Origin of the sequence: Sphingobacterium arenae, assembly GCF_014692505.1 — a bacterium.
Classification (GTDB): domain Bacteria; phylum Bacteroidota; class Bacteroidia; order Sphingobacteriales; family Sphingobacteriaceae; genus Sphingobacterium; species Sphingobacterium arenae.
In genome coordinates, this window is sequence record NZ_JACNYK010000001.1 from 1,217,383 (window position 1) to 1,238,200 (window position 20,818).

A 20,818-nucleotide genomic window follows, 5' to 3' on the forward strand; every position below is an offset into this window, starting at 1 on the left:
AAAAATGAGTACAACAACTGTATCGCAATTGGATAAGGTGAAAGATGGCCCATGGAATGGAGGAAGGTCACCTTGGAACTTAGAGTATGGAAAGATCATGATGTGGTTTTTCTTGGTGTCGGATACCTTTACATTTTCTGCATTTCTGATTATGTACGGTGCGCAGAAATTCGCGCAACCTACGTGGATTGATGCGGATAAAGTGTTCCAGTCTATTCCGGGGATTGCCGAATCCGGCCAGCCATTGGTATTTGTCGGAATTATGACCTTTATCTTGATCATGTCCTCTGTTACGATGGTATTGGCAGTGGATGCAGGACATCGGAATAAGAAAAATGAGGTGGTGAAATGGATGCTTTGGACTATCTTGGGTGGTTTGTGTTTCTTGGGTTGCCAGGCTATTGAGTGGACGCATTTGCATCACCAAGGATTTTGGTTCGGAAGAAATCCAGCCACAGGTTTGGAGGGAGAGGCCGTAGCAGAAGCCCTTGCACCGTATTTTACCAAAGACATTGCTTATACGGCGGCATTACAATTTGCTAATATGTTCTTTACCATTACAGGATTTCACGGATTTCACGTTTCCATTGGCGTCTTGTTAAATATTATTGTTTTGTGTAAAACATTAAATAATACTTTTCAAAAAAGCGGTTCTTATTTGATGGTAGAAAAAGTCGGTTTATATTGGCACTTTGTAGACTTAGTTTGGGTGTTTGTATTTACGTTCTTCTATTTGATTTAATTAATTGGGTTATAATAAAATAACAAATATAGAAATGTCACATCATAACGAAAATATTGCAGCGGTTCACGGACATGAGGAACACGGCGGCATGGACAAAAAGGGGATTTGGAGAGTTTTCTTTGTCTTGTTAGCATTGACTGCGCTCGAGTTTTTAATAGCTTTGGGTTTTGTCCATCATTGGGGAATCATCGAAAAGGGAATGTTTTTGAATGTAGTATATATTGTCCTAACGTTGGCAAAAGCCTACTATATTGTAGCCTATTTTATGCACTTGAAGTTTGAAAAATCAAGCTTTATTGTATGCTGTAGTGTAGGTTTACTCTTTATTGTATATTTTATAATTTTGTTACTGATTGAAGGAGACTTTTTACTGGACGCATTTCAGTCGCATCCCGTGTTCCCAAATAATTAGTATTAGTGGAAGGTAGTGAATGGGTAAGCGTACTCAAATAAATAAAGGAAAGATAATAATCCTGGCATTGATCTTACTCTTGCCAGGATTTTTATATATAGCTGTTAATCGGTTCGGCTCGAACGAATATGTACGACTGCCGGTATTCGGAGAGAAAAGTCTTAGTGGAGAGACCAAAAGGAATTGGGGTAGGGAATATCCAGATACGATTTTTCATACCGTTGAAGAGATGGTTTTCAAAGATGCGTCCGGCAAGGACGTCCTTTTTCCCGCACCTGATACCTGCGTTAGTGTTGTACATCTTTTTTATACACGTGACGAGGCGTTTTCCCGGTTGATGTTGGATCATGTAGATGCGTTGGCAACACGGTTTAAGGGTAATCCAATAATCAGCTTTTATTCTATTTCGGTAGATAGCATGGAGACAGGGGCTTCGCTATCATCGTTTGTTCGTGGTTATAAGAATATGGCAGAGAAGCAATGGCAAACTGTGTTTAGCCCTTCGACTGATATTTTCAGATACAGCCGGGAACAGTTACTGATTGACGCGATGGTAGACCCTGCGGATTCTAGCCGGTTTCTGATCAGCAATCGCTTGGTGCTACTGGATTCGAAGCGTCGTATCCGTGGCTTTTATGATATTAGTCAGAAAGGCGAGGTGGACCGCTTAGAAGATGAATTAAAATTATTGTCTGTGGAAGAAATTCGTAACAGATCATTAAAAGTGGAGAAGAAATAAGATATGGGTATGATGACGGCAGAGGAGAAGAAATACAAAAAGTGGATTATCACGCTTTCGATAATTATTCCTTTAGTTGTGGCGATGCTTTTCGGTGTAAATTTGAGGAAGTTAGGTTACGATGTGGAACCCTTAACCTTCTTACCGCCCATTTATGCAACTATCAACGGGATTACCGCGGTTTTATTGATGGTAGCCGTGTCTGCCGTGAAAAGAGGAAATAGAAAATTGCACGAGAATTTAATTAAGGTGTGTATGGGGTGTTCTGTGGCCTTCTTATTGATGTATGTGGCCTATCACATGACATCTGAATCTACGCCGTATGGCGGAGAAGGCACGTTACGATATCTGTATTTCATTGTATTGATTAGTCATATCCTTTTATCGATTATCGTCATACCTTTTGTGTTGTTTACATTCGTGCGCGGTATTGCAGGCGCTTACGAGCGACATAAAAAACTAGCACGTATCACCTATCCGATGTGGTTGTATGTGGCCGTAACAGGTGTGGTTGTCTATTTGATGATTTCTCCTTATTACAATTAGAGGTACGAATAGGATTCCCTTAACTTTATAGAAATGAAAAGAGTTTGGATTTATCAGAGTAACCGGTTTTTGAAAGAGGACGAAATTCAAAGAGTAGAGCAAATTCTTCAAGAATTTGTTGCTCAATGGACAGCGCATGGCGATCAGCTGGCCGGTTCGTTTGAAATTCGTTATGGGCTATTTATTCTTCTGTTCGTCGATGAACAAAAAGCTATGGTCACGGGATGTTCTATTGATAAGTCGGTACACCTCTTGAAGAAAATCGAACAAGTACTCGGAATCTCCCTATTTGATCGATTACAGATCGCTTATCGTTCTGCAGCAGAGGAGCCCATCAAAGTGGCTAAACAAGATGATTTTCGAAAATTGTTGGCTACAGGTGTTATTCATTCAGATGCTACTATCGTTTTTAATAATATGATATCTTCCGTAGAGGAATTGGAGACAAAATGGGAAGTGCCAATGCAAGCGAGCTGGCACTCCAAAGTATTTTTGTAAGAAAGAACACTTAAACCTCTTGCACCAATTGAGGTGAAGCATTTTGTATTTCTTGACTGGCTTTCGTGCGGTATGGAGCGAAATTCTGAATGAAAAGATCCGCCAATATTTTTGCCTGTTTATCGTACGCATCCTTATTTTTCCAAGTATTTCGAGTGTCTAATATTTCTGCCGGAACACCGGGACATGTTTCGGGTATGAGGACTCCAAAATAGGGGTGGGGTGTAAACATTTGATTTGTAAGATCTCCTTGAATGGCGGCTTGCACCATGGCACGGGTATAATGTAAACTGATTCTGTTTCCAACACCATAAGCTCCCCCTGTCCAACCTGTGTTCACCAGCCAGACATTAACTTCGGGATGGGCATCTAGCTTTTTGCCTAATAATTCGGCGTATGCTGTAGGATGGAGAGGAAGGAAAACTCTTCCGAAGCATGCAGAGAAGGTGCTCTGCGGTTCACGGATGCCAACCTCGGTTCCGGCTACTTTAGCGGTATATCCCGATAAGAAGTGATACATCGCCTGCGCTGTCGTCAATTTGGCGATGGGGGGCAAAACACCAAAAGCATCGCATGTCAGAAAAAAGATATTTTTTGGTATTCCACCTGTAGAATGTTTCTTTGCATTCTTGATATGATCAATAGGATACGCTGCCCGTGTATTTTCGGTAATGCCAGCATCGCCATAATCCACTCTATTCGTGTCTGAAAAGAAACCGACATTTTCGAGGAGCGCAGGGTGCTTTATGGCAGCATATATTTGAGGCTCTTTGTCTGCACGAAGGTCAATACATTTAGCGTAACAGCCCCCTTCGAAATTAAACACGGTGTCAGCGGCCCAACCGTGTTCATCGTCTCCGATTAATTTGCGATTAACGTCAGCAGACAGCGTTGTCTTTCCTGTACCGCTTAGCCCAAAGAATAGGGCTACATCACCCTGTATTCCTTCGTTTGCAGAACAGTGCATGGGCAGTACGTTGTGTTGGTGGGGCAATAGAAAATTCAAGACCGAGAAGATCCCCTTTTTCATTTCACCCGTGTAGGCGGACCCGCCTATCAAAATCATTTTCTTACTGAAATTGATCATCGTGAAATTCTCTTGTCTGGTTCCATCGATTGCGGGGTCGGCTAAAAACTCCGGCACTTGTAATATCACCCATTCTTGTTGATAAGTTTCAAGCTCACTCGTTGATGGTCGCAGGAAAAGATGATGACAGAACAGGTTCGCCCAAGGCGTTGTATTCATGACGGTAACGTTGAGTCGATAATCGAAATCTGCGCCAGCGTAACACTGACGTACCCATACTTCCCGGTCTTGAATAAAGACGTTCATTTTTCGTAAAAGATTGTCAAAGATCTCAGAAGAAACCGGAATATTGACTTCTCCCCAATCAACAGTGTTTTCCGACATTTCGTCCCGAACGATAAAGCGGTCTTTAGGAGAACGCCCCGTAAATTTTCCTGTTTGAATACACAGCGCTCCGGTGTCATTGAGTTTACCCTGGCCGCGTTCCAGTGTCTGACGGACGAGGGTATTTGCATCTTGATTAAGATAAACCTGTGCAGGGCGTGTAGCTAACCTTTCCATAGCCATAAGAATCATTATTTGGTTTATGGAGCGAAGGTATGGAGAATAAGAATAGAAAATGGGTGAGGGATAGTTTCCGTAAATAATTGGATAAAATATATTAATATTTTAATTTTTAATATTTTTTCGGAATAATTGTTTGTGTTGGTCCTGGATTTCGATATTATTAAAGGTTGAGATTGTGCTTAAGAAGCTACTAACGCTAGTGGTATGTGAGCGAAACCTCTTTCTGATTAACGTTGAGCGTCACTTCTTTCCCAAAAATAAGACTATAATTATTGTCGATGTGTCCGGCAGGGAAATCAAAGCAGACGGGGAAATCATATCCGCGTACTTTATCCATGATAATCTCTTCAACCCGCTGTCCAAACGGCGGATCACTATCTTTTAGGGAGGTAAAGCCGCCTACAATTAATCCTTTGAGATTGGTCAACTTATTTGCTCTTTTCAAGGTCCACAGCATACGATCAATATTATAGTGCTGTTCGCCAACATCTTCAATGAAGAGAATTTTACCGTCATATTTACCATCGGATGGAGAAGCCAAGATGCTATGAAGAATGGCTAAATTTCCCCCAAACAGATGGCCATACCCTTTGCCGGATCGGTTTGGAAAGGTGTGTTGGTGATAGTTGATGTCGATATTATTGCCGAATAAAGCATGCTCCAGGGAGGTGAGTGCAGTTTTTGTACTTTCGGCGAAAGATTTTGGCATTTGTCCGTGTATACTGCAGATCCCCACTTTATGATGCAGATGGCTGTGCAGTACCGTGATGTCGCTGAAGCCTATGATCCACTTCGGATGTTTTTTGAGCTTTCGAAAGTCTAATTGGTCGATAATCCTAACTGTACCATAGCCACCCCGCGCGGCGAAAATAGCTTTAATGTCCGGATCGTCAAGTGCAGCCTGTAAATCCTGTCTGCGTACCTCGTCTGTCCCGGCAAATTGGTGGAATCGGGAAGTGACGCTTTTGCCTACTCCTACGCGGAGCCCCCAACTGCTCAATATCTGGAGAGCAACTTCTATATCGCCTTTGATATAGCTTGCCGGACAAACAATAGCAACTTTATCGCCTTTCTTAAGAAATTCTGGTGATTTCATATCGCTCCCTTATTATTATACGCGCAATTTGAGTTATCTTTGCCAAAGAAACAAGTTTTCATCTGTTTATTTTCTTTTTAAAGGCTGATGAGGGCTAGGTTTTGTTTTAATCATTGTTTGCAATTTAAATCGTTATACGTTGAGTATCTTATCTAAAAATCGTTTTACTATTACATCGGCTTTGCCTTACGCGAATGGTCCTTTACACATCGGGCACCTTGCCGGAGCTTATGTTCCAGCTGATATTTTTGCACGCTTTCTTCGTTTGAACCATAAAGACGTGGTGTTCGTTTGCGGTTCGGATGAGCACGGGGCGGCTATTACCATTAAGGCAAAGAAAGAAGGCGTAACACCGCGGGAGATTATAGATAAATACAATCAACAGATTAAAAAAAGCTTTGAAGAGTTTGGTATTGGTTTCGATATTTATCATCGTACATCGGAACAAGTGCATCATGAGTTGTCTCAGGAGTTTTTTATAAACCTCTATGAGAAGGGAGAATTTATAGAAAAATTTTCTGAACAGTATTATGATGAAGAATATCATCAGTTTTTGGCTGACCGCTATATCGTAGGTACATGCCCGCACTGCCATAATGAAGGTGCTTATGGCGATCAGTGTGAGAAATGTGGTACATCTTTGAGCCCCACGGATTTGATTAACCCTAAATCGACGTTAAGCGGAAAAACCCCCGTGTTAAGAGAAACGAAGCACTGGTATCTCCCGCTCGATAAATATCAACCATGGTTGGAAAAATGGCTTATCGAAGGTAAAAAGAGTGTGCTTAAACCAAATGTTTTCGGACAATGTCAGTCTTGGCTGAAATCTGGTCTACAGCCTCGTTCCATGACACGTGATCTGGACTGGGGGGTAGACGTTCCTCTTGAAGAAGCAAAAGGTAAAAAGTTATATGTTTGGTTGGATGCGCCAATCGGGTATATTTCGGCCACGAAGCAATGGGCGCTTGACCATGGCCAAGATTGGGAAAAGTATTGGAAAAAACAAGTCAATACGGAAGACGATTCCACCTTGATTCATTTTATCGGAAAAGATAATATTGTATTTCATTGCATTACATTCCCCGCTATATTACATGCCCATGGTGAATATATTCTGCCGGAGAATGTGCCAGCAAATGAGTTTTTGAACTTAGAAGGAGATAAACTATCTACCTCCCGTAATCACGCGGTATGGTTGCATGAGTATCTTTTAGAATTTCCTGAAAAGCAAGACGAACTACGTTATGTGCTGACGTCTATTTTACCAGAAACATCGGATAGTGAGTTTACATGGAAGGATTTTCAGGCGCGTGTAAATAACGAACTGGTGGCTATTTTAGGTAATTTTGTAAACCGGGTAATGGTTCTTTCTCAGAAATATTTCGCAGGACAGGTTGTGGTAGGAGAGGCTTTGACAGATGGCGACCAGGGTATACTGGACGAGCTTATAACCTACCCGCAGCTCATTAGCCAAGCGATTGCACAATATCGTTTTCGAGAGGCATTAGGTCATTTCATGAATGTAGCTCGTCTAGGTAATAAATACTTGGCAGATGAAGAACCTTGGAAGATATACAAGGAAAATCCGGAGCGTGTTAAAACCGTGCTGTATGTAGCCTCGCAGATCGTTGCTAACCTCGCTGTAATGGCACAGCCGTTTTTACCGAAATCGGCCAGTAAGTTGTTTACGATGTTGAATTTGGAACAACAAGATTGGATGCATGCCGGACAGCAAAATCTTATTCCATCGGGACATGTACTCGGAGATGCACAATTATTGTTTGAGAAGATTACGGATGAACAAGTAGACTTTCAGTTGCAGAAGCTACAGGAAGCTAAAGCTAGCAATGCAGCTATAGCGACAAAAGCGGAGCCAGCGAAGGCGAATATCAGTTACGACGATTTCCTGAAAATGGATATTCGCGTCGGAACGATATTGGAAGCGGAGAAGGTCGCCAAGACGAAGAAATTATTAAAACTTAAAATTGACACGGGCATTGATCAACGCACGGTCGTTTCGGGCATTGCGGAGTTTTTTAGCTCGGAAGATATTGTAGGTAAACAGGTCTCTATTCTTGTGAATTTGGAACCTCGAGTTATTAAAGGAATAACATCCCAAGGGATGATTTTGATGGCGGAAGATGCGGATGGCCGATTAGACTTTGTGAATCCAACTTCGACGATTAAACCGGGTAGTTCGGTAAGGTAGGTTTTAGGATTTCTAAAAAAGTATGGTGAATATGATAACTCTTAGATAGGAATAAAACATCCTTACTTTAACGTTAGTTTGACCGGAACCATGAGAAGCAAGTGAGCGTTGGCGGGTCTGGTTTTAAAATAAATAGTTATTTTGTAATCTCCAAAAGTCGGTCGCGAAGTAGTAAACTAGCTCCTATGGCGGCGAATTTTTCTCCATGCGTCGACAAAACGATCTTGGTGTCCTTATTAACCATAGATAAGGAATATTTGTTTATTGAGTTTTTGAGTGGGAGGCTTAAATATTCCTCTGATTTTGCAAGAATACCTCCTATGATAATTAATTCGGGGTTGAATATGTTGATAAGCGCAGCCATGCCGCGGCCAAGTTTTTCGCCAATTTCGTTAATAGCCTCAATAGCGAGCGTATCGTCTTTTTTAGCGGCAAGAATAATATCGTTAAGGCGGACATCTTCAATAGAACTGAATTTTTTTGTAAGAATGCTGGTAGCGCCATTTTGGATGGCCTCTATAATCTTCTTGCGTAACGCGTGACCAGAAGCCTCCGTCTCCAAGCAACCTTTTTTTCCACACCGACAGATAATGTCGTTGTCAAAGATGGGGATATGCCCAAACTCACCTGAAAAACCAGATTTCCCGTAATAAAGTTGCTTATTAATCATGATCCCCAAACCTATCCCGTTATCAACGTTAATGAATAACGCGTCCTTTTCATCACTCAGACCTCCATTGGTAAACTCGCCGTACGATAATGCCTTCGTGTCGTTTTCGAGGAAAGTATGTATACCCAATTGTTGTTCGAAAAAATTAGATAACGGATCCTCGTAAAAATTAAAATAACTATAGGAATAGCCTGTTCGGTAATTTATCCTTCCAGACAAATTAATGCCAATACCTAGTATCTTTTCTTGTTTAGCAGCAATCTTGGTAACAAAGTCTTTTATTTCTTTACATAGATGTTGAAGGGAGCGTTCATTGTTTTCCAGTAGAAATGGAATCTCATCTTTGTGAGCGACTAATTCCTTTTTCATGTTAATCATGGCAATAGAAATATAGTCTTCGCTCACCTGCACGCCGATAAAAAAAGCGGAATTTGCTTCTAGTCCATAATTGTTGGGTTTCCTTCCTACGTTGGATGTTTGTTTGCCGTAATCTTTGACCAGTTTTTCCTCTATTAACTCGTTAATTGATTCATTAATTTTTGGAATACTAACGTTAAATGCTTTGCTCAATTCAGCTATTGTACCTAATTCATGCGCGGCAAAATAAGCTAATATCTTTTTCTTTAGCTGGACATTCTTGTACGCCACGCCACTAATATTGGCATTATGTAGATCTTTAAGAAAACTTGAGCTCATGTTGTTAATAAACTTTATTTAATTAACCGATAAAGATAAAAAAACTATTTATATAATATGATGTATGCCCAAACTAATGGTGTGTGACAAGATTATTATTAAAATAATTTAAAAATAGATTTGAGTTATCTATTTTTTTTAATAATATTGAACATTCCAAAATATACTAATCAAATTTTTAATGAGAAACTTATCCACTAATAAATCGTGAAACAAGTCGAAAGTAAACATATCCATCCTATATATTGGATACCTACCACGTGGTTCGCTATGGGGCTGCCGTTTGTTGCTCTATCAGGAGCAAGTTCCATTATGTATAAGAATCTCGGCGTATCTGACACGCAGATTGCATTCTGGACGTCAATTATTATGCTCCCCTGGACACTAAAGCCGCTGTGGGGACCTTTTTTGGAGATGTATAAGACAAAGAAGTTTTTTGTTTACATCACCCAGATATTTACCGGCGTACTCTTCGGTTTGGTTGGACTTACCTTACAGCTTGATTATTTTTTTAGCTTTTCGATAGCTGTACTTACTATTATTGCCATTAGTGGCGCTACCCATGATACGGCCGCCGACGGTGTATACCTCAATGAGCTCAATGCGAAACTACAGGCAAAGTATGTAGGGTGGCAAGGTGCATTTTATAATATAGCCAAAGTCTTTTCTGGAGGAGCACTGGTATATCTAGCAGGACAACTAGAAGAAGAAATAGGCATTCGGAATGCGTGGATGATCGTTATGTTTGTCTATGGTATAATTATGGTAATATTAGGCATTTATAATATGCGGGTATTGCCCTCTACGCATGGAATAGCAAGGACGAGTTCATTAAAAGAAGGGTTTGCTACATTAAAAGACGTTATCATAACTTTCTTTCAAAAGAAAAATATTGGATATAGCTTGTGTTTTATTGTGCTCTATCGCTTTGCTGAGGGGCAGGCAATTAAGATTATCCCACTATTTTTTAGAGCTTCTCGAGCCGAAGGAGGATTAGAGCTTAGTACTTCCCAAATTGGGCTACTTTATGGTGTGTTTGGATCAATAGCGTTCGTACTAGGGTCTATCGTAGCGGGACATTATGTGTCCAATAAAGGGCTGAACCGGAAAACCTTGCTGATCCTCTGCTCTGCTTTTAATCTGCCTTTTGCAGCTTATGCGTTTCTAGCCATAGCTATGCCGACAAGCCTTTATACAGTAGGAATTGCCGTTGTGACAGAGTACTTTGGATATGGATTTGGTTTCGTGGGACTTATTCTGTTTATGATGCAAAATATAGCCCCTGGTCCCTATAAGATGGCACATTATGCCTTTGGAAGTGGCCTGATGAACTTGGGCTTTATGATCCCCTCCATGATCAGTGGATTGTTGAGTGACTACCTGGGCTATAAGGAATTTTTTACTTGGGTATTGATTGCAACTATTCCAGCGTTCATAGTGACTTGGTTAGTACCGCTGAGAAAAATAGATGATGAAAAGGAGATAATAGAAGAGTAGAAATATTTTTAATTAATGTTTTGTTTTTTAATAAAAAACATATTTGATCTTGTATTTTTAAAAAAAATTAAAAATATCTTGTCTGTTTAAAATATTATTTCTTATTTAGCGTTTCGAAACACCTAATAAACTTGATGATGAAGATATCTTACATAACATTTTTATCGATTTTCTTATGGTCATGGACGATGCAATTATCCGCTCAAACCAAGACAGATGTTGTTATTATCGGTGGCGGGGCGAGTGGTACAATGGCAGCAATTCAGGCGGCTCGTTCGGGTGTTCACGTGATCGTCATTGAAGAGACAAGTTGGCTGGGAGGGATGTTGACGTCAGCAGGGGTGTCTGCTATAGACGGAAACCACAGACTGCCATCCGGTCTGTGGGGAGAGTTCCGCCAACACTTATATGATTATTATGGCGGGCCGGAAGCCGTTGAAACGGGTTGGGTGAGTAATACGCTTTTCGAGCCATCTGTAGGCAATCGTATTCTCCAAAAAATGGTTAAAGCACAAAAAAATATTCAGGTATTGTTTGAAGCTTCTTGGGACAATGCGCGAAAAATAAATGGAGAATGGTTTGTAGACGTTAAAGCTAAAGCTGGAAAAAAATCCACTATACAAGGAAAGGTGCTTATCGATGCAACGGAACTAGGCGATGTCATGGCTTCTTTGAACGTACCTTACTATTTAGGCATGGATAGCAAATCGTTGACAAATGAATCGTTTGCTTTGGAAGAAGCAAATGACATTGTGCAGGATCTAACCTACGTGATCACATTGAAAGATTTTGGTAAAGGAGCAGACAAAACGATAAAGAAGCCAAAAAATTACAGCAAAGAGGAGTTTGCTGGTTGTTGCGATGTTTCCGATCCTGCTACTTTTAATAAAGACAATAACGATTGTTTCAAGATGTTAACCTATGGCCGGTTACCCAACAATAAATTTATGATCAACTGGCCTAAGAAAGGAAATGATATCTACTTGAATATTGTGGAAAGAACACCAACTGAACGCAGCAAATTATTGGAAGAAGCCAAACAGATGACCTTGCGGTTTGTGTACTATATCCAAGCTGAACTGGGATTTAAAAATTTAGGGATAGCCTATGATGAATATCCTACCGACGACGGTTTTCCGATGATACCTTATCATCGTGAATCAAGGCGTTTGCAGGCGAAATCGTTATTCTCATTACCACATGTAATGACCCCTTTTGATACACCGGAGGCTTATTACCGTACAGGCGTAGTTGTTGGTGACTACACCATTGACCATCATCATTACAAATATGGTAATGCACCGGAGATTGACTTTGTTAAAATCCGCGTACCCTCTTATAATGTTCCGATGGGATCATTGATACCAAAAGATTATGAGGGATTGATTGTAGCCGAAAAAAGTATCGGTGTGAGCAACATCGTAAATGGCGCTACCCGTCTGCAGCCCGTTGTTTTAGGTATTGGGCAGGCGTCGGGTGTGATTGCGGCATTAGCGGTAAAAAATGGGATACCACCGTCGCAGGTGTCCATCCGCGAGGCGCAATCGACCTTATTAGACCATACAGCGTATATCATGCCTTATATAGACGTACCTCCAGCAGATCCCCATTTTAAAATTCTGCAAAAAATAGGTGCTACCGGAGTTGTGAAAGGATTCGGTGTTCCGTACAAATGGGCAAACCAAACCTGGTTTTATCCGGAGAGGGAAATCAGTGCGTTTGAACTTTTGGTAGGTTTGCGAAGCTATTTTCCACTGTTGGATGACAATTGGTCGGCTTCGGGGGAAACCTTGACTGTGAAAGGCTATCAGGAGATCGTGAAATCCATAGAGAGGGAGATCACCACGGCTGATTTGAAGACGATATTGTCCAATGGGGGGTATAACGAAGAAATACATACGGATACCAAGTTGAACCGCCGATGGGTTTCGGTTTTATTGGATGCTCATTTACAGCTGTTTGAAAAAGACGTCGATTTTAAAGGAAATATCATTTAATACTATAATAATAATTTTAAACCCCAAATTATGAAACATTTAAACTTCATAAAATCCTATTTATTTAGGGTAAGTTGTATGCTTTTCATGCTTGCACAGGCGATAGCTGTCCAAGGACAATCGTCCGTAAATGGAACGGTGCTCGACAATCAAAAAGCGCCTCTCATGGGTGTCACGGTGAAGGTGAAAGGAGGAGCACAGGTTGCCTCAACAGATGAGAAAGGGGCATTCCGACTCAACGCTGAGAAGTATCCTGTTGTGCTGGAATTTAGTTACATCGGATATGAAACAACCTCGATATCTGTGTCATCCAATCAGCCGATTATCGTAACGATGAACCCCGGTGGATCAGAATTGGATGAAGTCGTGGTTGTGGCATATGGAACGCAGAAAAGAAGGAATATCGTAGGTTCTGTGGCGCAGATAGGAGGTGAGGAACTCACTAAGGCACCTACAATGAATGTAACGAATTCCTTGGCAGGACGTGTACCGGGATTAACCACATTGCAGCAATCCGGACGCCCCGGAGCAGATGATGCTACACTACGTATCAGAGGTATTTCAACGTATGGAAATGCCGCACCTCTGATTATTATTGATGGTGTAGAGCGAGCATCGTTCAGTTATTTGGATCCGACGGAAATAGAGAGCTTGAGCTTCTTGAAAGACGCAATATCGACAGCTCCTTATGGTGTGCGGGGATCCAATGGAATCATTATGATCACGACAAAAAAAGGACAACAGGGCAAACCTAGATTCTCTTATAGTGCCGGGGTGAATATTGGTCAGAACACACGTTTCCCTAAATTCATGAATGGACCGGATTATATGGAATGGTATAATAAAGGAATCGAGGTAGATAATGATTACCTGACCCATACTGGCGCGAGTGCACAGCCTATGTTATATGATCCGGCGTTAATTGAAGCAGTCCGCAACGGTACCAATACGAATCCTCTATTTGGTGATACAGACTGGATTGGGATGTTGGTGGGCAGAAATAGTGTGTCTCAAAACCATAGTTTGACTATGAACGGAGGGACGGAGCGCTTGAACTACTTTGGTGCGGTATCCCACATGCATCAAGATGGGGTTGTAGAAAATACGAACTTTAAACGCTATAACGTGCGTTCTAATGTCGAAGCGAAAATCAATGAATATATTACCGCAGGGATCAATATTGGACTTCGTCAAGAACAGACGAATACACCGGGTATCGCACCGGATAATACGGCTTATATGAATCCGTTTTACCAGGCGGTTCGTATGTTGCCCAATATGCCAATGTATGCTGAGAACGGGTTGCCTGTTAGCTATAATTCTAACGCCGGATGGGTAAACCCTGTAGCGGCTGTACAAAACTCGGGTTACCAAAAATGGACTAGAAATGTACTGGAAGGAACAGCAAATATCAATGTTAAGGTACCTGGTATACCTGGCCTGGAAGCACGTGTTATAACTTCATTCGATTGGACGGGCCGGTCTACAAAGGGATGGTTGACACCCTATGAAACGATGGGTCGGGCACGCGAGCAGGTAACCGGAGATTTTACTCATCTAACCACGTTGCCCGGAATCACTAAGAATTCCGTCAGACAAAGTTACCAGAATACCCAGCGCAAAACATTCCAACCAGCGATACAATATAACAAGGTGTTCGGAGAGGATCATGCTGTGGGACTTTTGGCTGTATACGACTATTCTCGGCTAGAAGGATTTATCTTTTCGGCAGGGGCAAGCAATCTACCCATAGACATTATCCAGGACATTGATTTTGGAAGTGCGGAAGATGACGACCGTATCGCACCGACCGGTAGTACAAATACACCGGAATCTAAAGCAGGCTATGTTTTCCGTGGTACATATGGTTACAAAGACCGTTATTTATTGGAAGTTGCTTCCCGCTGGGACGCGTCGGTTTGGTTTGCACCGCATAACCGCTGGGATATTTTCCCAAGTGTCGGACTGGGGTGGATTGCCAGTGATGAACAGTTTTTTAAAGATAACATCTCGTTTATTGACTTCTTAAAGATCAAGGGATCGTATGGTAAAACAGGTAATGATCAGGTTGGCAGTGCCCGGTTCGCCTATCTATCTACTTTTTCGTTAAATGATAAACCCGTCGTTGTAATCGATGGTCAGCCAGTCAAATCGCTTTATACCAATGCGATAGCAAATCCGGATGTAAAATGGGAAACGACGTATACCCGTAGTGTTGGATTTGAATCCATATTCCTGAACGGAAAATTCGGATTGGATTTTGAATGGTATTACAAGCATACAAAAGACATCTTGGGTTCGGTAGGTAATTTATATCCTCCGTCTTTGGGCGGGTATTTTCCAGCCATAGCAAATATTGGAGAAGCCGATAACCGTGGATTCGATGCACAACTGCGCTATAATGAGCGTTTTGGTGACTTTCAACTACGGTTGACGGGAAACATCAACTGGGCACGCAACCGTTATCTAAAATTGAATGAGGGCGATAATATTCCCTCTTGGCAAAGCCTGATAGGAAAGCCGATTGGTACAAAAATCGGTTTCGTAGTAGACGGTATGGTACAGAACTGGGAAGAAGCTGCCGATACACCATCGCCATCGGGCGGGATTGTAGCCCCCGGTTTTTTCAAATACCGTGATCTAAACGGTGACGGCCGTATCACGAGAAATGACGACATGACCTATATCGGCCGGCCAAATATGCCAGAATTAATGTATGGATTAAATATCGATCTGGCGTATAAAGGATTTGATTTCTCTGCCCTGTTACAGGGAGCTGGATTGTCCAGTGTTAACTTAGCAGGTACATACGAAGGTTCGAGCGGAACCGAAGGAGTAGACGATAATACACCATTTACCCGTACATTCTATGGTTATGGAAACTCCCCATACTTCTTAGTTGAAAATGCGTGGAGACCAGATAATCCGGATGCGGAATTCCCAAGATTAACGGCCTATAAAGCACAGCTGTCGGCTCATAATGCGCATAAAAACTCGGGATGGGAGCGTAAAGGTGACTATTTAAGGTTGAAATCGGTGCAGATTGGATATACCCTGCCGCAAAGATGGATTTCGGGCGCTAAATTACAGCAGGTTCGTCTTTACGCAACTGGATCGAACTTGATGACGTTTGATTATCTGAAATATTTGGATCCTGAAATGCCAAACGTAAACAACGGATTCTATCCCCAGCAGCGAATTTATGCTTTTGGTGTGAATGTTACCTTTTAAGGATCTTTTAAAATTATGAGAACAATGAAAAAGATAAAAGAAATAAAAAGATGGATCGCTGGAGCTGTGATGGTGTCGACCATCGTCGCATTCCAGGGATGTAAAATCGATATACCTTTACAAGATCGATATACAGAAGAAGCCGTGTGGAATGATCCTAAGTCAGCAGAACTGTATGTCAGCGGACTATATGCGGAATTTAAAAAATTTCAATTTGGTTTGTTTCCTAATCTAGGTTACGATAATGCAACAGACGCATTGTCGGATATTATGAAATATACGTCTACAACAGCAGGGAATGGTACGGTGAACATCCTGGTATCAAATGCCAACCAATTCAGTGCAGGAAGTGTAGGGCTTAATTATTGGGGACCAGGATACGAGCGAATCCGTCGGGTGAATGAATTTTTACATGGGTTGGCAACGAAGTCAACACTGGACGATGAGCAAAAACTGAAATATGAAGCTGAGGCTCGCTTCATAAGAGGATACGTTTATTTTTGGTTATTGCGGATCCATGGAAGTGTTATCCTCTATGAAGATTTAGAACAATACGCTACGAAGGACCATCCGCGCTCGAGTGAAGATGATTGCTGGAATTATATTGCGCAAGATTTTACCTTCGCCGCCGAACACTTGGATAAGACGAACTTAGACGGGAGAGCGACAAAGGGAGCTGCGTACGGTATGCTTGCCCGTACGTGGATTTACGCGGCATCTATAGCCGAAAACGATCGGAAGCAATTTAATGCTGATCCATTGACAGGGATTCCGCGAGAAAAAGCAACTGCGTATTACGCCAATGCGATGAGTGCTGCTAATGAAGTTGTGACGCTAGCGAATGAAGGATTGTATGATCTGGATGCGAATTTTGCTTCTATTTTTACAAATAAAAATACAAAAGAGGCAATTTTTAGAGTGGACTTTTCAGCACCGTTGATGCGACATCAATATGATTTAGGGTTTGCGCCTCCGGGAGATTCGCCAGGTAACACATTGGTATATGGCGTTCCTACTGCGGAGCTGGTCGATGAATTTGAAATGGCAGATGGAACAAGATTCTCTTGGTCTAATTCGGTACACAGTGCCGAACCGTATGAAAACAGAGAACCTAGATTTTACGCGACGGTGCTGTATCATGGAGCTAACTGGAAAGGAAGAACTTTAAACCTTGCTGAATCAAACTCCGAGGGGTTCATACCATACGGCTCTATGGGTGATCCGAAACGGACAGTTACCGGATATTACGCTAAAAAGATGCTCGATCCACAAAATACTGACTTCGTTGTCAATGGAAGTACGCAGAGTTGGATTGAATTACGGTATGCGGAAGTGTTGTTGATTTTAGCAGAAGCACAGGCGGGAGCTAATCAGTTAACATACGCCGTTTCGACCATCAATAAACTGCGTGGTGTGCGGGGGTTGCCTAACGCTTATGCGAATACGAAATCCGCTGTAATGGCATTGATAGAACATGAGCGTATGGTTGAACTAGCTTTCGAAGGGCACCGTTTCTGGGATCTAAGAAGGTGGCGGAAAGCACATACCGTACTAAACGGTGTTCAATTTACAGGGCATAAATACACGGGATTTAATTACGAAGTGGTACCTGCCGACAATACGGACCGTAGCTTTACCGGCGCATTGTATTATCTGCCTATTCCCGAAATGGAGGTGCAACGAAATAATGCATTGGATCAAATAAAGGGATGGTAATATCTTAATCGAATAAAATGAAAAGGTTTTATAAAACTTACATAGTGTTTTTGCTTTTTTTGGGAACGCTATGCACAATCTCTTGTCAGAAAGTTGAATATAGAGATCGATATGAATTGAATGAAATCAGTGATATATATGCAACATATGAAGGAGAGGGTAGGACTCGGCTGTTTGAAGCTAGGGTCGTAGAGGATAAAATTTATCTGGACATAGACTATTATCACCCGATAGATTCGGATAATGAGGTAGACCTGTCTAAGATTTTAATCCGCGCGACAGTACCATCGGACGCACTTGTTTCGCCGTCGCTAAGTGATTTTTGGGATTTGACTTCTCCGAAGGAACTGACAGTGACATCAGGAACCGGCGAAAAAAAGACGTATACTGTTATCGCAAACAAACAAGGAAATACAGACGTCTCGAATGCTATCCTACGCTTTAATGATGAAGGAGGCAATCCACAGGAAGTCCAAGCGATTATAATTGGTGATAAAATTAATTTCTCTTTGGTCCCGGGGACGATTTTGAATAATGCTACACTGTCTTATGTAATCAATAGACATGCTTCTGCTTCTCTTCCTAACGAAGCCAATATTAATTTGGCAAGCCCACAGCCGTTTGTTGTAAAAGCTCCGGGAAATGCACAACGTGATTATACCATCCAAGTCATTGAGGCTGTCAAATTGGCCAAAGGCATCCGTCCGGGCAGTGCTAAAGTTATGTTTGCTAAAAGGTTAAAAAATGATTTGGGAATAACTGTTGATGATGTCACGGGAGGTATTGCTGCTACGGGGCAATATATTGTATTGAATACGAGAAATCAAAATAGTATATATATCGATGCGTTTACCGGTGCGAAAGTGGGGGAAATTGATTTGGGATCTATTCGAGGAGGCCTTCGAAATTTCTATACGACCGCCGATGATGCAGGAAATATCTTCGTGTGTAATCTCGTTCCGAATGATGGGAATACATTCAATATATGGAAAATATCTTCAGTGACAGGAACGCCTCAACCATTTATCCAGTGGAACTCTGGAAGTACATCGTTTGGTCGGAAATTCTCCATTATCGGGGATGTCAATACCAATGCTATCATTACAGTTCCTGTCGTCGGTGTTTTGTCAAGCAGTTTTGCGCGATGGCAGGTGGTGAATGGAAACCTCGTATCCCAAACCCCAGAAATGGTGACGATTTCAGGATATTCCTGGAGTAATAATAATATCGACGTCATTTATACTTCGCCGACGGACGCAAGTAGCGATTACTATGCGATCGGATATTCTAACAATCGACTTGCCCGGGTCAATGGTTCTACGAATAGCATCATGGCGCAGCTGGACCAATTAGACGCTAACTTTATCGCTAATTCAGTAGATTATATTGAATTTAACAATGCCAAATTGGTTGCCTACAACCATGTGAACGGTTTTGAGTGGGGGTCGGCTGACCAGGTGTTCTTAATTGATACGGAAGGAGGTTTCTCCGGGAACCCGTCGGCCAATACCACCCCGGGACTTATTTGGTCACCGGATAAAGGGAAATACGGAGCGAATGCGGCGCTCAGCGCAAAAAATGGAAATGGTACGGGAGACGTCGCTATGACTGTATCGGAGAATGGCTACTACCTATATCTATATTTTATGTTTACTAACGGGTACGTGGTCGGAGTACAGTTTGATTGTGTGGATGTAGAGTAATAAAAACGAACATTAATTTTGGATCAGGCAATACGGGATTTCTCGTATTGCCTTCATAAAAATAGCGTATGAATTATAAAATAATTGTCTTGGCAATCGTATTCTTTGCGTTGTACGCATGCAAGAAAGACACTGGGTCTACCCCGGATCCAAAAGATCCTGATATCGAAAATCCAGACGAAGAAGAAAATAAGGAAGTATTGGTTTGGGTGGATGCAAACTCAAATGTGTTTGGAACTTATGGGAAATTTAGTCAAAAAGAGGGGATCGTCGAAATTCTGGATATATTGGAAGATGTTGGTGTGACAGGTCTCGTTGTAGATGTTAAGGGAAGTTCGGGCTATACGATGTATCCGAGTGATTATACGGGGGAAATGACAGAAAGAGATGGCAAGACGCGATTGAGCGACTATGTCCCATTCCTGATTTCCGAGGCGAAGAAAAGAAAATTCAAGGTGTATTTGTCTATGGTGACTTTTGTGGACGGTGACCGTAGAGGTTTTGGTTACGTGTTTGACAATCCTGCCTATAGAGATAAATATGAATCTATTGTCGTCAAGAATACTGCTGGAACGCTAGGGCCAATTTCAGAAACTGGAAAAAATATCTTTGTAAATCCAGGAGCATCCGTAGTACAGGAAAAAGCACTTAATATTATCAAAGAGATTGTAGGTAAGTTTGATTTAGATGGGATGATTTTAGACTATGGACGGTATACGGATATAACGGCTGACTTTTCTGATTTAAGTAAGCAGCAGTTTATTTCTTTTTTGGAATCTAAATATAATGATACACAGGCAAAAAATATGAATTTTCCAGCTGATATTGTTACTTCATGGCGGGAAAGTTCGGGACAGCTTTTGCCTGCAACGACAGGCAAATATTATAAGCAGTGGTTGATTTATCGTGCACAGGTCATTAAAGATTTTATGGCGAAAGCCCGGGCTGCTGTAAAATCAGTAAAGCCTAATGTGGAATTTGGGGTTTATGTTGGTGCTTGGTATACGACTTATTATCAAGTCGGGGTTAACTGGGCAAGCAAAGACTATGATCCTTTTCAAGATTTTGAAGTTCGTTTTGACTGGGCATCACCTGGTTATGGTGCAACAGGTTATGCAGAAGAGTTAGATATACTCATGACAGGCAATTATTTTACCCAGATCATGTTGGCTGATAATCCAGCAACTGCCGGCATGAAATATCATTGGTGGAGTATAGAAGGCTCTTTAAACGGAGCTAGTTATATTACAAAAGACAAAGTACCCCTATATGGGAGTATTGATGTTGGGAATATTGCTTACGCCAATAAAGGAGAGATAACAAAGGCTATCCGCTATATCCTATCTAAAACGAAAGGAAAGATGATGTTATTCGATGTCGTACATATGTATGCACCTCAATATAACCAACTGAAAGAGCCTCTTTTTGATGCAATAAAAGCAGGTATTGGAGATTAATTTATTTTTTAT

15 protein-coding genes are annotated in these 20,818 nt (G+C 41.6%); 12 read left to right on the forward strand and 3 right to left on the reverse strand.

Annotated elements, in window-relative coordinates:
• Nucleotides 1–4 precede the first annotated feature (4 nt).
• From H8B17_RS04515 to H8B17_RS04535, 5 genes are read left to right on the forward strand one after another with little or no spacing between them, the layout of a single operon-like run.
• Complete coding sequence (locus H8B17_RS04515) at nt 5–742, forward strand: cytochrome c oxidase subunit 3 (RefSeq protein ID WP_190307941.1); 738 nt, start codon at nt 5–7, stop codon at nt 740–742.
• A gap of 34 nt (nt 743–776) precedes the next feature.
• Complete coding sequence (locus tag H8B17_RS04520) at nt 777–1,157, forward strand: cytochrome C oxidase subunit IV family protein (protein ID WP_190307942.1); 381 nt, start codon at nt 777–779, stop codon at nt 1,155–1,157.
• 19 nt (nt 1,158–1,176) lie between these two features.
• Nucleotides 1,177–1,896 carry a photosynthetic protein synthase I gene (locus H8B17_RS04525; RefSeq protein WP_190307943.1) on the forward strand — a complete coding sequence of 240 codons (720 nt, stop codon included), beginning with the start codon at nt 1,177–1,179 and terminating at the stop codon, nt 1,894–1,896.
• A 9-nt stretch (nt 1,897–1,905) separates the two neighbouring features.
• Entirely contained in the window at nt 1,906–2,442 is a 537-nt protein-coding gene (locus tag H8B17_RS04530; protein ID WP_223816363.1) for a DUF420 domain-containing protein, read from the forward strand.
• A 33-nt stretch (nt 2,443–2,475) separates the two neighbouring features.
• Nucleotides 2,476–2,940 (forward strand): ABC transporter ATPase, encoded by a 465-nt coding sequence (locus H8B17_RS04535; protein ID WP_190307945.1) that lies wholly within the window; start codon nt 2,476–2,478, stop codon nt 2,938–2,940.
• A 10-nt stretch (nt 2,941–2,950) separates the two neighbouring features.
• Here the strand turns inward: H8B17_RS04535 and pckA are convergent, their stop codons facing one another.
• Both pckA and H8B17_RS04545 read right to left on the reverse strand, forming a co-directional pair.
• Complete coding sequence (pckA, locus tag H8B17_RS04540; RefSeq protein WP_223816364.1) at nt 2,951–4,528, reverse strand: phosphoenolpyruvate carboxykinase (ATP); 1,578 nt, start codon at nt 4,526–4,528, stop codon at nt 2,951–2,953.
• Between the two features lie 202 nt (nt 4,529–4,730).
• Nucleotides 4,731–5,630 (reverse strand): S66 peptidase family protein, encoded by a 900-nt coding sequence (locus tag H8B17_RS04545; protein ID WP_190307947.1) that lies wholly within the window; start codon nt 5,628–5,630, stop codon nt 4,731–4,733.
• A 139-nt stretch (nt 5,631–5,769) separates the two neighbouring features.
• Here H8B17_RS04545 and metG point away from each other — a divergent pair, with 139 nt between their 5' ends.
• Nucleotides 5,770–7,839: a methionine--tRNA ligase gene (metG, locus tag H8B17_RS04550; RefSeq protein WP_190307948.1), complete on the forward strand. Its 2,070-nt coding sequence runs from the start codon at nt 5,770–5,772 to the stop codon at nt 7,837–7,839.
• A gap of 136 nt (nt 7,840–7,975) precedes the next feature.
• On the opposite strand, the gene H8B17_RS04555 is transcribed toward metG, so the two are convergent.
• Complete coding sequence (locus tag H8B17_RS04555; RefSeq protein WP_190307949.1) at nt 7,976–9,205, reverse strand: ROK family transcriptional regulator; 1,230 nt, start codon at nt 9,203–9,205, stop codon at nt 7,976–7,978.
• Between the two features lie 207 nt (nt 9,206–9,412).
• Here H8B17_RS04555 and H8B17_RS04560 point away from each other — a divergent pair, with 207 nt between their 5' ends.
• The 6 genes from H8B17_RS04560 (at nt 9,413) to H8B17_RS04585 (ending at nt 20,806) form a co-directional block, all read left to right on the forward strand.
• Nucleotides 9,413–10,702 carry an MFS transporter gene (locus H8B17_RS04560; protein WP_317170987.1) on the forward strand — a complete coding sequence of 430 codons (1,290 nt, stop codon included), beginning with the start codon at nt 9,413–9,415 and terminating at the stop codon, nt 10,700–10,702.
• Nucleotides 10,703–10,836: 134 nt separating this feature from the next.
• The gene (locus H8B17_RS04565; RefSeq protein ID WP_223816365.1) at nt 10,837–12,699 is read left to right on the forward strand and encodes an FAD-dependent oxidoreductase; all 1,863 of its coding nucleotides are present in this window, start codon (nt 10,837–10,839) and stop codon (nt 12,697–12,699) included.
• Between the two features lie 30 nt (nt 12,700–12,729).
• Nucleotides 12,730–15,930, forward strand: a complete 3,201-nt coding sequence (locus H8B17_RS04570; RefSeq protein WP_190307950.1) for a SusC/RagA family TonB-linked outer membrane protein — start codon at nt 12,730–12,732, stop codon at nt 15,928–15,930.
• Nucleotides 15,931–15,954: 24 nt separating this feature from the next.
• The gene (locus H8B17_RS04575) at nt 15,955–17,646 is read left to right on the forward strand and encodes a RagB/SusD family nutrient uptake outer membrane protein (protein ID WP_190307951.1); all 1,692 of its coding nucleotides are present in this window, start codon (nt 15,955–15,957) and stop codon (nt 17,644–17,646) included.
• 44 nt (nt 17,647–17,690) lie between these two features.
• Entirely contained in the window at nt 17,691–19,349 is a 1,659-nt protein-coding gene (locus H8B17_RS04580) for a DUF5018 domain-containing protein (RefSeq protein WP_317170988.1), read from the forward strand.
• A gap of 68 nt (nt 19,350–19,417) precedes the next feature.
• Nucleotides 19,418–20,806, forward strand: coding sequence for an alpha amylase family protein (locus H8B17_RS04585; protein WP_190307953.1), 1,389 nt, complete (start codon nt 19,418–19,420; stop codon nt 20,804–20,806).
• Nucleotides 20,807–20,818: the final 12 nt, after the last annotated feature.

What these genes read in the sequence shown, in the direction of transcription:
- H8B17_RS04535 (WP_190307945.1), top strand. Translation starts at nt 2,476, where the DNA reads ATGAAAAGAGTTTGGATTTATCAGAGTAACCGGTTTTTGAAAGAGGAC.
- H8B17_RS04545 (WP_190307947.1), bottom strand. Translation starts at nt 5,630, where the DNA reads ATGAAATCACCAGAATTTCTTAAGAAAGGCGATAAAGTTGCTATTGTT.
- H8B17_RS04525 (WP_190307943.1), top strand. Translation starts at nt 1,177, where the DNA reads ATGGGTAAGCGTACTCAAATAAATAAAGGAAAGATAATAATCCTGGCA.
- pckA (WP_223816364.1), bottom strand. Translation starts at nt 4,528, where the DNA reads ATGGAAAGGTTAGCTACACGCCCTGCACAGGTTTATCTTAATCAAGAT.
- H8B17_RS04555 (WP_190307949.1), bottom strand. Translation starts at nt 9,205, where the DNA reads ATGAGCTCAAGTTTTCTTAAAGATCTACATAATGCCAATATTAGTGGC.
- H8B17_RS04565 (WP_223816365.1), top strand. Translation starts at nt 10,837, where the DNA reads ATGATGAAGATATCTTACATAACATTTTTATCGATTTTCTTATGGTCA.
- H8B17_RS04570 (WP_190307950.1), top strand. Translation starts at nt 12,730, where the DNA reads ATGAAACATTTAAACTTCATAAAATCCTATTTATTTAGGGTAAGTTGT.
- H8B17_RS04575 (WP_190307951.1), top strand. Translation starts at nt 15,955, where the DNA reads ATGAAAAAGATAAAAGAAATAAAAAGATGGATCGCTGGAGCTGTGATG.
- H8B17_RS04515 (WP_190307941.1), top strand. Translation starts at nt 5, where the DNA reads ATGAGTACAACAACTGTATCGCAATTGGATAAGGTGAAAGATGGCCCA.
- H8B17_RS04585 (WP_190307953.1), top strand. Translation starts at nt 19,418, where the DNA reads ATGAATTATAAAATAATTGTCTTGGCAATCGTATTCTTTGCGTTGTAC.
- H8B17_RS04520 (WP_190307942.1), top strand. Translation starts at nt 777, where the DNA reads ATGTCACATCATAACGAAAATATTGCAGCGGTTCACGGACATGAGGAA.
- H8B17_RS04530 (WP_223816363.1), top strand. Translation starts at nt 1,906, where the DNA reads ATGATGACGGCAGAGGAGAAGAAATACAAAAAGTGGATTATCACGCTT.